Origin of the sequence: Alishewanella maricola (assembly GCF_016343785.1) — a bacterium.
GTDB classification, from domain to species: domain Bacteria; phylum Pseudomonadota; class Gammaproteobacteria; order Enterobacterales; family Alteromonadaceae; genus Alishewanella; species Alishewanella maricola.
On the sequence record NZ_JAEINI020000003.1, the window covers coordinates 202233 to 215717 of the forward strand.

11 protein-coding genes are annotated in these 13485 nt (G+C 45.2%); 7 read left to right on the top strand and 4 right to left on the bottom strand.

What is annotated here, in order from left to right:
* Positions 1 to 11: 11 nt before the first annotated feature.
* Positions 12 to 941, top strand: coding sequence for an SPFH domain-containing protein (locus JAO78_RS06460; RefSeq protein ID WP_226750546.1), 930 nt, complete (start codon positions 12 to 14; stop codon positions 939 to 941).
* 32 nt (positions 942 to 973) lie between these two features.
* Here JAO78_RS06460 and ubiK read toward each other — a convergent pair whose 3' ends face one another.
* Positions 974 to 1261, bottom strand: coding sequence for a ubiquinone biosynthesis accessory factor UbiK (gene ubiK / locus JAO78_RS06465; RefSeq protein WP_226750547.1), 288 nt, complete (start codon positions 1259 to 1261; stop codon positions 974 to 976).
* Positions 1262 to 1404: 143 nt separating this feature from the next.
* On the opposite strand from ubiK, the gene rep reads away from it, so the two are divergent.
* Complete coding sequence (rep, locus tag JAO78_RS06470) at positions 1405 to 3420, top strand: DNA helicase Rep (protein WP_226750548.1); 2016 nt, start codon at positions 1405 to 1407, stop codon at positions 3418 to 3420.
* A 27-nt stretch (positions 3421 to 3447) separates the two neighbouring features.
* Here rep and JAO78_RS06475 read toward each other — a convergent pair whose 3' ends face one another.
* Both JAO78_RS06475 and JAO78_RS06480 read right to left on the bottom strand, forming a co-directional pair.
* Positions 3448 to 5319, bottom strand: coding sequence for a sensor domain-containing diguanylate cyclase (locus JAO78_RS06475; protein WP_226750549.1), 1872 nt, complete (start codon positions 5317 to 5319; stop codon positions 3448 to 3450).
* Between the two features lie 202 nt (positions 5320 to 5521).
* Positions 5522 to 5917 carry a c-type cytochrome gene (locus JAO78_RS06480; protein WP_226750550.1) on the bottom strand — a complete coding sequence of 132 codons (396 nt, stop codon included), beginning with the start codon at positions 5915 to 5917 and terminating at the stop codon, positions 5522 to 5524.
* Between the two features lie 564 nt (positions 5918 to 6481).
* Between JAO78_RS06480 and polA the strand changes: the two genes are divergently transcribed.
* On the top strand, positions 6482 to 9280 hold the full coding sequence (polA, locus tag JAO78_RS06485; protein WP_226750551.1) for a DNA polymerase I: 2799 nt from the start codon (positions 6482 to 6484) through the stop codon (positions 9278 to 9280).
* 470 nt (positions 9281 to 9750) lie between these two features.
* On the opposite strand, the gene yihA is transcribed toward polA, so the two are convergent.
* The gene (gene yihA / locus JAO78_RS06490) at positions 9751 to 10368 is read right to left on the bottom strand and encodes a ribosome biogenesis GTP-binding protein YihA/YsxC (protein ID WP_226750552.1); all 618 of its coding nucleotides are present in this window, start codon (positions 10366 to 10368) and stop codon (positions 9751 to 9753) included.
* A 193-nt stretch (positions 10369 to 10561) separates the two neighbouring features.
* Here yihA and JAO78_RS06495 point away from each other — a divergent pair, with 193 nt between their 5' ends.
* From JAO78_RS06495 to JAO78_RS06510, 4 genes are all read left to right on the top strand, one after another.
* Entirely contained in the window at positions 10562 to 11188 is a 627-nt protein-coding gene (locus tag JAO78_RS06495; RefSeq protein ID WP_226750553.1) for a c-type cytochrome, read from the top strand.
* A 548-nt stretch (positions 11189 to 11736) separates the two neighbouring features.
* On the top strand, positions 11737 to 12384 hold the full coding sequence (locus JAO78_RS06500; protein ID WP_226750554.1) for a class I SAM-dependent methyltransferase: 648 nt from the start codon (positions 11737 to 11739) through the stop codon (positions 12382 to 12384).
* A 33-nt stretch (positions 12385 to 12417) separates the two neighbouring features.
* Positions 12418 to 13002, top strand: coding sequence for a Der GTPase-activating protein YihI (gene yihI, locus JAO78_RS06505; RefSeq protein ID WP_226750555.1), 585 nt, complete (start codon positions 12418 to 12420; stop codon positions 13000 to 13002).
* A gap of 2 nt (positions 13003 to 13004) precedes the next feature.
* Complete coding sequence (locus tag JAO78_RS06510; RefSeq protein ID WP_226750556.1) at positions 13005 to 13481, top strand: DUF2489 domain-containing protein; 477 nt, start codon at positions 13005 to 13007, stop codon at positions 13479 to 13481.
* The last annotated feature ends 4 nt before the right edge of the window (positions 13482 to 13485 follow it).

The following is a 13485-nucleotide window of genomic DNA, read 5'->3' on the forward strand; positions in this document are numbered from 1 at the left end:
AGGAGAGTGTTATGGAACAACTGGATATTCAAACGGTATTAACCCTAGGCTTTGCTGTCGCGGTGGTGATTACCATCCTTAAATCAGCACGGGTTGTGCCACAGCGTAGTAACGTTGTAGTCGAGCGTTTAGGTAAATACTCACGCACACTAGACTCGGGCTTTCATATTTTGATCCCCTTTATCGATAAAGTTGCTTACACCCACACGTTAAAAGAAGAAGTGATCGATGTTCCTCGTCAAACCTGCGTGACCAAAGATAACATTCAGGTCGGCATCGACGGTATTTTATATATACAGGTTATCGACCCGCACAAAGCCAGTTATGGTATTAACAATTATCGCTATGCTGCGTCACAATTAGCGCAAACCACCATGCGTTCTGTGATCGGCCAAACCGATTTAGATAAAACCTTTGAAGAGCGGGCTAAAATTAACGAAGAAGTGGTACGCGCTTTGGATGATGCCGCAGCGCCTTGGGGTGTTAAAGTATTACGCTATGAAATAGCCGATATTGAATTGCCCGTCAGTATCAAAGATGCGCTAGAGCAACAAATGCGCGCCGAGCGTGAACGCCGTGCTGCGATTGCCAAGTCTGAAGGTGAACGCCAAGCGATGATCAACGTGTCTGAAGGTCAAAAGCAGGAAGTGATCAACCTGTCGGAAGCCGATAAAACTCGACAAATCAACGAGGCCGAAGGTCGAGCAAAAGAAATTGAATTAATCGCTATTGCTACCGCTGAGGGTATTCGACAAATTGCTGAAGCCATCAATCAACCGGGTGGTCAAAACGCGGTAAATTTACGCGTGGCCGAGCAGTATGTAAAAGAGTTCGGCAACCTGGCTAAAACCAACAACAGCATGATCGTGCCGGTAGAACTGGCGAACATTGGTGGTGCAGTGGCGGGTTTAACTGAAATTTTAAAAACCGTCCAAAAATAACCATGGCGGGCAGTAAACTGCCCGCTCATCATTTATTCCTGATCAGAACTGGGTAAGGCGTTTTTACTGAAATCTTGGGTTTTCTCAGCTAATAACGCAGCCAGTTGCTGTTCCATAGCTTCCACTTTTTCGCGCGTTCGCAACAGCACTTGACGCTGCACATCAAACTCTTCGCGGCTAACAAAGTCTAACTCAGACAGCTTTGCCTGCAGCACTTGCTTTACTTTGCCTTCTAATTCATCAGCAAACTGTTTTAATTGTGGCGGAATAATACTGCCAATTTGTCGTGCAATATCTTCAACTTTTTTCGGATCTAACATCAGGTTCTCCGTTACGCTAGGCAGCCAGGGTTCAGGCTGCACTGTGATAGTATCTAACCATTCTACGGTCTTCTGACCAGAACGCGAATGAAATTTACCGCAAAAATTGGTTACAATGCAGCTCCTCAGTTCAGGCAAACACTATGAAGTTAAATCCACAGCAAGACGCAGCAGTAAAATTTATCTCCGGGCCCTGCTTAGTATTAGCCGGTGCGGGTAGTGGTAAAACACGCGTTATTATTAATAAAATAGCCTATCTGATCCAGCAGTGCGAATTACCCGCTCGTCATATTGCCGCCGTGACCTTTACCAATAAGGCCGCACGAGAAATGCGTGAGCGAATTAACACCCAATTGCCGAAAAGCGCTACCCGTGGCCTAACTATTTCCACCTTTCACACCCTTGGCTTAGATATTATTAAAAAAGAATATCGACAGCTGGGTTATAAAGCTAATTTCAGCCTGTTTGATGATCAAGACAGCTTTGCGCTACTCAAAGAGTTAACCGCCAACGAATACAATGGCGATAAAGAGCAGATTAAAGCGCTGCAAAGCAAAATTTCTAACTGGAAAAACGACTTAACCTTACCTGCGTTGGCTGTGCAACAAGCGCAAGATGCCGCTAGCATCAGTTTAGCCAATTATTATCAGCAATACAGCACCATGCTCAAGGCCTGTAATGCCTGTGATTTCGATGATTTAATTATGCTGCCAACCTTGCTGTTTCAACACGATGTAGCAACACGTGAGCGCTGGCAACAGAAAATTCGCTATCTGTTAGTAGATGAATATCAAGATACCAATACCAGCCAATATGAGTTAGTCCGCTGGTTAGTGGGCGAGCGTCGCCGCTTTACCGTGGTCGGTGATGATGACCAGTCTATTTATTCTTGGCGCGGTGCGCGGCCGCAAAACTTGGTGTTATTGAAAAAAGACTTTCCTGAATTAAACGTGATCAAACTTGAGCAAAACTACCGCTCAGCAGAACGCATTTTAAAAGCGGCCAATATCTTAATTGCCAATAACCCGCACGAGTTTGAGAAAAAACTGTTTAGCGTGAATGGCTATGGTGTGCCGCTAAAAGTTTTACCTTGTAAGCATGAAGAAGACGAAGCCGAAAAAGTGATTGCCGAAATTATCTCGCATCGCTTTACCCATCGCAGCCATTATCGCGACTATGCGCTGTTGTATCGTGGCAATCATCAAGCACGCGTGTTTGAAAAAGCGCTAATGACCAACCGTATTCCCTATCGAATTTCCGGTGGTACGTCTTTTTTCTCACGCAGTGAAATTAAAGATGTAATGGCCTATCTGCGTTTGTTGGTGAATCAAGATGATGATAATGCCTTGCTGCGGATCATCAATGTGCCGCGCCGCGAAATTGGCCATGCCACCTTGGAGAAAATTGGTAACCTGGCCAATCAAGAACACATCAGTTTATTTGCAGCGTGCTGCCACCCGGGGCTAAGTCATACTTTACCGGTACGCAGTTTTCAGGCAGTGAAACAATTTGCCGATTGGATTAATCAATTAGCCGATAATGCCGTGCGAGCAGAGCCTGCCGAAGCCATTCGTGATTTGATCCGGCAAAGTCACTATGAAGCCTGGTTGTTTGAAAGCAGTAACAGCCCTAAAGCAGCTGAAATGGCCTTGAAAAACGTCAATGAACTGTACCGCTGGATTGTCGAAATGCTCAACGGCAAAGATGATGAACCGCCGATGCCCTTGAGTGAAGTCGTTAGCAAATTATGTTTACGCGACATGCTTGAACGGCAAGAACAAGAAGATAACGCCGATCAGGTGCAATTACTGACGTTGCACGCTTCGAAAGGCTTAGAGTTCCCTTATGTGTTTATGGTGGGCATGGAAGAAGGCATTTTGCCGCATCAAAGCTGTATTGATGAAGATAATGTCGAAGAAGAACGCCGTTTAGCTTATGTGGGTATCACTCGGGCACAGCGCGAGCTCATTTTTACTTATGCGCGAGAGCGTCGGCAATATGGAGAAGTGGTTCGGCCAGAGCCCAGCCGCTTTTTAACCGAGTTACCACAAGATGATTTGGAATGGCAACAGCCTAATCAACCTAAAACTGCAGAGCAACGCCAGCAAACTGCGGCATCGAATATCGCACGTTTGCGGCAAATGCTGAATAAAGATTAGCCTTATAAACACACCGCTCAGTTAGCGCTAATTAGCACCTAGCGCTTTTAACATTTGATCGCGCATACCTGATTCAAACGTCACATAGCGACCACGCCCTAATGCTTTGGCGTGATACATGGCGGCATCAGCGTCGCGTAACATCGCATCGGCATGGTGATAGTCTGTGCTAAATGGCGCAATACCAATACTGATGCCCGAATTGACACTGTTATTCTCTAGCACAAAGGGCTGGCGGAATTTGTCGATAATGCGCTGGGCAATTTCTTCGGCATCTTGCTCAGATTGCAAGTTTAATAACATAATCACGAACTCATCACCGCCGAAGCGTGCGGCCACATCATGCTCGCGGATCGCACTGAGTAAACGTTTGCTACTTTCAATTAAAAACGCATCGCCAATATGATGGCCTAAGGTGTCGTTGATCAATTTGAAACGGTCGAGATCTAAAAACAGCAATGCCATTCCGGTTTGCGGTTGGCGTTTATTTAATAAAAATTGTTGTTTTAATTGCTGCAGAAACATCTGCCGATTGGCAAGCCCGGTTAATACATCATGATTCGCATCATAGAACAATTTTTGCTCCGCTTTTTTACGCTCTTCAACTTGCAGGCGTAAAAATAAGTTGGTTTGACGCAACTCACGGGTACTTTCAAAGACTTTACGTTCCAGTTCTTCTTGATGTTGTTTTTGTTTCTCAGCAGCAAGCTTACGCTGGATCGCTACCGCGATATGCTGTGAAACGAAACGTAAAATAGTGAGCTCTTGCTCGCTATAATGATAACCATCAACATAAGACTGAACCGCAACCACCCCAATGACTTTTTGGTCAATCTTCAGCGGAGCACCGAGCCAGCTTTTTGAATGGCGAGCTGCTTTCTCTAGCTCAGTGGTACCACTCATACCTCGGCGGATCTCACCTTGCTCAACCAGTATTGATGCTTGCTCAGGGTTAATGAGTCGCGCTTCAGCACAGCGGATAACATATTCGGTAAAACCTCGGCTTAGTGGCCGATCAAAGGCTGCAGGGCTAAATTGGTCAACATAAAACGGAAAGGTTAATTTCGTCCCATCGGTGTTGAGTAAGGCAATATAACAGTTTTCCGCAGCCATAAAATTACAGAGCACTTTATGGATTGCTTGGTAAAACGTTTGCATGTCTTGGCTACTGGCCGTTAGCTCAGATATTTTATATAACGCCGCCTGTAGCTTTTCACCGTGGATACGTTCTCTAATTTCTTTTTGTAAAAAGTCGTTGGTTTCTTGCAATTGCAAGGTGCGTTCTTTCACCGTGCTTTCTAATAGTTCACGACTCTTTACTCGATCTAAAGCAATAACAGTGTGAGAACCAATACTGCTAAACAATTTTAAATCTTGCTCGTTATAACGATACTGACTGTCATAAGACTGGATCGCCATAACGCCGATAATTTTTTCACCACGACATAAAGGGATACCCATCCAATGTGCTGAGGGTGAACCTTGTGCTTCAATCTCGCCGCTTCTCACTAATTCGTCAAATTCCTCTTCATCACATAACAGTGGCCGCTGGTAGCGAGCAACATAACCGGTTAAGCCACGAGAGAAAGCGTTGTCTGGAATAGAAGTAATGAGTTGCTGATCTTTTTCGTCAGAGAAGTACTGCAGTTGGTAATGCTCAGTATCAGCATCATAAAGCACCACATAAAAGTTTTCGGCGTGTAACTGCTCAGAGACCATTTTGTGGATCGCCGGATAAAAATCGGCCATATCACTAATATGGCTGGCCAATTCTGACAGCTGCAACAAAGCCCCCTGAATGGTATAGGCTTCTTTTTGCCGAGCGATTAACAGCAACAGCCGTCTGATTTTATTGCCCGCTTGTTTTAATTGATATTGGAGCGTTCGTTGTTTAGTCAAGCTTCCGATCCTGAAACGATTACAAACTGGTCAGATGTATAATAACAATGGGCTATTATGCACAAAGTTTAAACACATGGAAGAGCTACAGAGCAAATTCGTTTAATTAAATAACCAGGGTGCTGTTAAACAAGCATAGCCCAATCGGCACAAAAAAACCGCGACTGGCGCGGTTTTATTAAAACGAAAACGCTGGTTCTGTTTATACACCATCCGTCATAAAACGAATGGCGGCAGCAATTTCATCATCAGAACAAGTGGTACAGGTGCCTTTAGCGGGCATGTTACGAATGCCTTCAATAGAGTGCTTTAATAACACATCAAAACCTTGCTCTAAACGCGGCTTCCAATCAGCAGATTGATGTTTTGGCGCATCAAGTGCACCCGTGCCATGACAGGCAAAACAGGCAGATTGATAAACTTGCTCGCCACTGCGTGGACCTGTTGCCGCGGCAGCCACAGCTGGGGTAGCACCAGCAACATAAACCTGACCTACTGGCGCAATGCGTTTTGCAATAGCGTCGGCATCAGAGGTTGCGCTCGCGTGGACGCCGATGGTAATCAGCAGCAAACTTACTGCAACTGTCAATTTATTCATAGTGTTGATCCCATACTGAAAGCCATAAGTGATTGGTCGCATTATAGCCTGCATCTCAACCGAAACGGAAGAGCTTAGGCAGATTGTTAGTGCTGCGCATTGCATTGCCATGTGTAAACTTTTAGCCGCGACACCGCCGCAAAGGCTTATGCTTATTGCTTTATGCCAAAAGGCGCAGCAAAACGGTTTTTTTAAAGCGAAATTTTTTAAAAAAGAGGCTAGGCAAACCCGGTTATTGTGATAGTCTGTTCGACCTGCTTGATGAGGATATTTGGCACCTAGGAAGATTGCGGGCCAAGCAGTAAATCGTTTTCCACATTACGCAATGCAAAAAAATAAGAATAACGGCACTTGCAGTTTCCCCGTTTAGTTAAATAAAAACAACCACTTAAATCACCACCATTAACATTCTGCCTCAAGCAGGATGACATTTTCCTATGGGTTTTGCACAAAGTTATCCACAGCTTACTATCTTTTTAACGCAGCAAAGTCAACCGGTTCAGCTGGTGGTAGGGGGATGGCTGTGGCATGCTATTACGCATCAGCGTTGCAGGAATTATTATCATGGTCTATATCCCCAAAAACCCGTTAATTTTGGTTGACGGATCCTCCTATTTATTTCGGGCTTATCATTCACCACCGCACTTAACCAATTCAAAAGGTGAAGCCACTGGCGCTATTTATGGTGTGGTGAACATGCTTAAAAGCTTGTTAAAACAATATCAGCCCAGCGAAATGGCCGTGGTGTTTGATGCGAAAGGCCCAACGTTTCGTAATGAAATGTATCAAGAGTACAAAGCACATCGCCCGCCGATGCCTGATGACCTACGCAGCCAAATTGCCCCGTTACATCTGATCATCGAAGCTATGGGTCTGCCTTTACTTTGTATTAGCGGCGTAGAAGCTGATGATGTTATCGGTACTATTGCCCGTCAAGCTAGCGCTGCGGGGCGTCATACGTTGATTTCAACCGGTGACAAAGATATGGCGCAGCTGGTAGACGAACATGTCACCTTAATTAACACGATGAATAATACATTGCTCGACCCTATCTCGGTTAAAGAGAAATTTGGCGTCGGGCCGGAGTTGATTATCGATTATCTCGCGCTGATGGGCGACAAAGTGGATAACATTCCTGGCTTGCCTGGTGTCGGTGAAAAAACAGCCGCGGCCTTATTGCAAGGGCTGGGCTCAATTGAACACATTTATCAACAGCTTGATCAAGTCGCCACACTGACCTTTCGTGGTGCCAAAAATATGGCTGCCAAGTTGGCAGAACATAAAGCACAACTGGCGTTGTCTTACCAACTGGCCACGATTAAATGTGATGTCGAATTACCCTATCAACTCACCGATTTACAGATCCGTCCCACAGACAAGCAACAGCTAAGCGAGCTGTACCGACAATGCGAATTTAAACGCTGGTTAGCCGAGATCCTCAGTGACAGTGACACGAACACCGCGGGCACGTCGCAGCAACTCGAAAATGCCACTACTACTCACACAGCGACAGAACACACCGCCGATGAACCCGTCAGGCAAGTGATTGATCGCAGTCAGTACCAAACGGTGCTGAACGAACAACAATTTACTGCATTGCTTCAAGAAATAAACCAAGCAGAATTAACCGCTTTTGATACGGAAACCACCAGCTTAGATTATATGCAGGCGGAATTGGTTGGTTTATCTTTTGCCACAGCAGCAGGAAAAGCATGGTATCTGCCTTTAGCGCATGATTATTTAGGCGCGCCAGCGCAACTCGATCGCCAGTGGGCCTTGGCACAACTGCAACCTTGGCTAGAAGATAACAACAAAGCCAAGGTTGGCCAAAACTTAAAATACGATCAAAGCGTGTTAGCGCGTTATCAATTAACCTTACGGGGTATCCGCTTTGATACCATGTTGGAATCTTATGTGCTGAACTCGGTAGCGGGCCGTCACGATATGGATTCGCTTGCGCTGAAGTATTTAGGTCATAACACTATTAGCTTTACTGATTTAGCCGGTAAAGGGGCTAAGCAGCTGACGTTTAATCAAATTGAACTTGCCCAAGCCGCTGAATATGCCGCTGAAGATGCCGATGTGACGCTGCAACTGCATCAAACGCTATGGCCACAATTGCAACAAAGTCGTGAGCTGGTCAAGGTGTTTACTGAGATCGAGCTGCCTTTAGTGAACATTTTGTCGACAATAGAGCGCCACGGCGTGCTGATTGATAGCAACTTGTTGGCCAAGCAAAGTGAACAGTTAACTGCCCGTATTAAAGAGCTAGAACACTTGGCTTACGATGCAGCAGGCAAAGAATTTAATCTGGCCTCGCCAAAACAACTGCAAGAGATCCTGTTCGAGCAGATGAAGTTACCGGTATTGAAAAAGACACCGAGTGGCACACCGTCGACCGCCGAAGAAGTGCTCGCTGAGCTCGCTTTAGAGTATGACTTTCCGAAACTGATCACTGAGCATCGTGGTTTAAGTAAGTTACGCTCTACTTATACCGATAAACTGCCGAAGATGGTGAATCCCGCTACGGGGCGCGTTCACACTTCCTATCATCAGGCGGTAGCCGCCACCGGTCGCTTGAGCTCAACAGAACCGAATTTACAGAATATTCCGATCCGTACCGAAGAAGGCCGACGCATCCGCCAAGCCTTTATTGCGCCTGCCGGTAAATGCATCCTGGCCATCGATTACTCGCAAATCGAATTACGTATTATGGCGCACCTATCGCAAGATAAAGCCTTACTGGATGCCTTTGCTAATGGTCTTGATGTGCATAGAGCCACCGCTGCTGAAGTGTTTGCCATTAGCTTAGATGAAGTAACTAGCGAGCAGCGCCGCCGCGCCAAGGCGGTCAACTTTGGGCTAATTTATGGCATGTCTGCGTTTGGTTTAGCCAAACAACTGGGTATTGCTCGCCATGAAGCACAGCATTATGTTGACCGCTATTTTGAGCGTTTCCCTGGTGTACTGGATTATATGGAGCGCACGAGAAAGCAAGCGCATGACCAAGGCTATGTTGAAACACTGTTTGGTCGCCGTTTATATTTGCCTGACATTAATGCCCGCAATATGGGCAGGCAAAAAGGCGCCGAACGTGCGGCCATTAATGCCCCCATGCAAGGCACCGCAGCCGACATTATCAAATTAGCCATGATCAAGGTGGCGGCATGGTTGGAACAGCAAGATAACAACGCTGTGCAAATGATTATGCAGGTGCACGATGAATTGGTGTTTGAAGTGGCAGAGCAAGAGGTTGAGCGCGTTGCTGCCGAGTTAAAAACCTTGCTAGCCAGTGCCGCATCATTAGATGTGCCACTTTTAGCAGAAGCCGGTTATGGTAAAAACTGGGATGAAGCACATTAAATTTCGTTGTTAATAAAGGTAATTTAATTACACAAACCCGAAAGCAAGCGCTTACATTTTCAGTTTTGTAGTTTAATTACAGTTTTTGCTTGCAATAGTGCAAAAATTAGCTAAAATTTGCGCTGTAGGGTACAGAGGTAAGATATTCTATCTTTCGCTTCGGTATGTTTTTACTATTGAAGTTCAGAAAGTAGGCTTTATTAGCCGCCCCGCTGCTTGCAGCGGGGCGTTTTTTTTGCTGCAAAAGTCAGAATGATGATTGCGCGAGGCTTATTCGCTTGGCGTGTAGCGGTAAGATCACGCTTATCTTTGCTATCAGGCGAGTCAGGCGTTAAATTTTTAGAGTAAATACTTTAAACCGCATAGGTTGGGTGTTATGATCAACACGTCTTAACAGTAAGACATCCTGTTGATTAAATTATATAGCTTCTCCCCTGCTTGCTATAACCGACCCTCTTGGGTCGGTTTTTTTATGCCGCGTTATCGTCGTTAAACCACTGATCTAACGTTTGTTCTAACTCGGGTAAACCAAACTTATTTAACGAGCTAAAAGCCTGCACCTTAACATCACCCATAAAGGCCATGGCCGCATCACGTACTTCCAGCACAATTTTATTCCGAGCACCAGGCCCCAGTTTATCGGCCTTAGTCAGTAATATCAGCACCGGCAATTGGCTTTGCACCGCCCAATGAATAAGCTGCTGATCCAAATCTTTTAACGGATGACGAATATCCATTAATACCACTAAGCCTTTTAGACTTTGCCGTTTTTCTAAATACTCAGACAGTGACTTCTGCCATTTTTCTTTTACAGCTAAAGGCACTTTCGCAAAACCATAACCGGGTAAGTCGATTAATCTTTTATTCTCGGCCAACGTAAAGGTATTAATCAGCTGAGTACGACCTGGCGTTTTACTGGTTCTGGCCAAAGCATTTTGGCGAGTTAAAGTATTTAATGCGCTGGATTTACCGGCATTTGAACGTCCGGCAAAAGCGACTTCGATGCCGTTATCTGCGGGTAATGCCTTAATATCCGGGGCGCTGGTAAGAAAACTTGTTTGTTGATAATTTAATTTAATAGACGACACAGCCTGCTCCGGCGGTTAATTTATTGCTATTGTAGCGGATCAAAGGAGCAGTAAGAAGCATTTGCCGTGCTTTTGACCATAGTATGGGATTTTACTTTGGGCAGTTTCGTGTAAAATAGCTAAAAATTCACCTTAATGTTATTCATTGCTGCCAGCAAGCTGGCTTTTGAATGCGGACTGAGACGGATCAAACATGAAAAAAATCATACTTCCTCTGGCGCTGTTATTCGGTTTAGTCGGTACAGCTAATGCTTTTGACGGTGACGCTGAAGCAGGCAAAGCAAAATCTGCCACTTGTGCTGCTTGTCATGGTCCTGACGGTAACAGCGTTGTAACCATTTATCCTAAATTAGCAGGTCAACACGCTGAATATTTATATAAACAGTTAACCGACTATAAGCTAGGTATGACCACTGGCGGAAAAGAAGGTCGTGCTAATGCCATCATGTACGGTATGGTTGCTGCATTGTCTGATCAAGATATGCAAGATTTAGCCGCTTACTTCTCTTCTCAGCGCATTACATCTGGCACAACACCAGAAGAAGTAATCGAAGTAGGTCAAAAGCTGTATCGTGGCGGTGATGCCGATCGCGGTATTCCAGCTTGTATCGCCTGTCATGGTCCACGTGGCGCAGGTACTAGCTTAGCGGGTTTCCCAAGAATCGGCTTCCAGAACGCAGACTATGTTAAAGCCACACTAGAAGAATTTCGTGCTGGTACTCGTGCAAATGACATGAACGGCATGATGCGTGACGTGGCCAAAAAGCTGACTGACGATGATATTAAAATTCTGTCGCAATACTTAGGCGGCTTACACTAATACTTAGTTATTAGAAAAAACCGGCGAATAAGCCGGTTTTTTTATGCCGCTTTGTGAGAAATATCTTACAAAGCATGTAAGACATCACCTATAGTTGAATTTTAATTGAACTATTTCAACTTTCTATACTTAACTTAAATCACTGAAAAATAATACGATATAGACTAAAGTCTAATTTTTTTCAGGTTTTTTATACTCAAGCGCTTGTTATCTGATTAGATCGGAGTAAATTAACTGTATCGCCGTTAGCGGTAAAACAACAGGGAATTTAGGTTAAGGAAGCCGCATGCACATTATGTGCGCTGTGTTTGAAGATGCTAAGATGGTATTACGCGTGAACCACGCGCAAGGAAGATTACGAAAGCATTAGGAAGATCATAAATAAAAAAAATTTTGCACGGACAGCAAACAATAATATAGGGATAATTTGCAACACGGTGTTGACTGCGCATCAGGATGAATTGCATTATTCAGAAGATGTGTCCATCTCTAGGCACGAATAAACAGGGCGATAAGGTTATCTTATCGCCCTTTGTTTTGGATGTAATATGCAACAATCAATCTGCCCATTATGCGGCCATGCAGATACCCTTCGCTATAACGCCCAACTGCATCCCCCTTACTGGCAATGTCAGCGATGCGCTTTGGTGTTTTTAGACCGACACCACCTACTCTCTGCCGAGCAAGAAAAACAACACTATTTGCTACACAACAATGATCTGAACGATGCGGGTTATCGGCTATTTCTGAATAAATTGGCAGCGCCCTTACTGCAAACCTTGGGCAATACCACGAAAAGTGGCTTAGACTTTGGATGCGGTCCCGGCCCGTTGCTAGCAAATATGTTACAGGAAGCCGGTCATCAGATGCAGGTGTGGGATCCCTTCTTTGCCAATGACCCCGCCCCGTTAGAGCAGCAATACGATTTTATCAGCTGCACCGAAGCGATTGAGCACTTTGTCGATCCGCTTAACGAGTGGCAATTATGGCTACAACTGTTAAAGCCGGCAGGGGTGCTTGCGATTATGACCAAATGTTATCCAACAGCAGAGGCGTTCAGCAATTGGTATTATCGACGAGATCCAACACATATTAGTTTCTTCAGTCAGGCCACATTTCGTTGGTTAGCAGCACAATATCAGCTTAAGGTGGCATTTCCAGCGAATGATGTGGTGATCTTCAGCAAAGCTGGGTAAAATGATCGGTCTTTTTACAGGTAGCAAAATACTATGACGCGTCAAAAAAAATCCCGCAATGCTGGCAACAATGGCCAACGCCATTTACCTGCCAGTGAGATCCGCAAAACCCGAGAAACCAAAGAAGAGACTAAGAAGAAAGGCTCAGGCCTGAAATCGGGTACTCGTAACAGCATGCAACAAAGTAAAGATGCACAAGCTGAAGCGAACAAAGCCAAAAAAGATCCGCGAATTGGTAGCAAAAAACCTATCGTGTTAATCGCTGAGCCTACTTTGGTTGAGCAGATGCCCAACGTGGTCAGTGCCATACCCAAAGCACAGTTAAAAGCGGTTAAAGCTGAAACACTGACACCAGAGCAAGAGTTGGCCAGTATCGAAGCCGATGAGCGCCTACAAGCCCTATTAGAGCGCGTTGAGCAAGACGAAGTATTAACCGGCAAAGATGCAAAATACTTTAATAGCAAAACGGCACGCTTAAGCGAGCTGTTACAGTTATTAGGCTTAGATGACGCTGATGACGAAGCAACGCGCAGCGATAGTGCAGACGAAGAAGAAGATCCATTAGCGCGTTTTGAGCGTACCGACTGGCGTAAAACTTTGCTAGGCGATGAGGATTAAGCGTGACGTTATTATGGGCAAGTATGTTGGTGTTAGGTGTGGGCATTATTGCCGTACTGGCTTTTTATGCCGGTAAGCTATTGTGGCAGGTCAAGTTACAAACCCAGCGCCAACAACTCGAGCAACAGCAACTCGAGCAGAAACAGCAAGAGAAAAAACGCTACCTGCATGAAAGTATCGTGTTGATTAGCCGAGCAATGCTGGAGCAACAATGCGAGTTTTCCGAGGGCGCATTACGCCTTTGGGTGCTACTCGATCATTGGCCCGAGGAAGATAAGCCGGATCCCGTTGTGCACTATCCGGCTTTGCATAAGATGTATTTAGTGGTTCGTGATATGCCGACACATCAAGCTCGGAAAGAGCAAGATAAAAAGCTTACGAAGCAACAAGATAAAATTCGCCAACAAGCAGAAATCGACCTTAAAAGCGAGATTGAAGCTGACGTTAGCAAATTATTAGCAAGATTTCAGCAGGCCTAAGCCT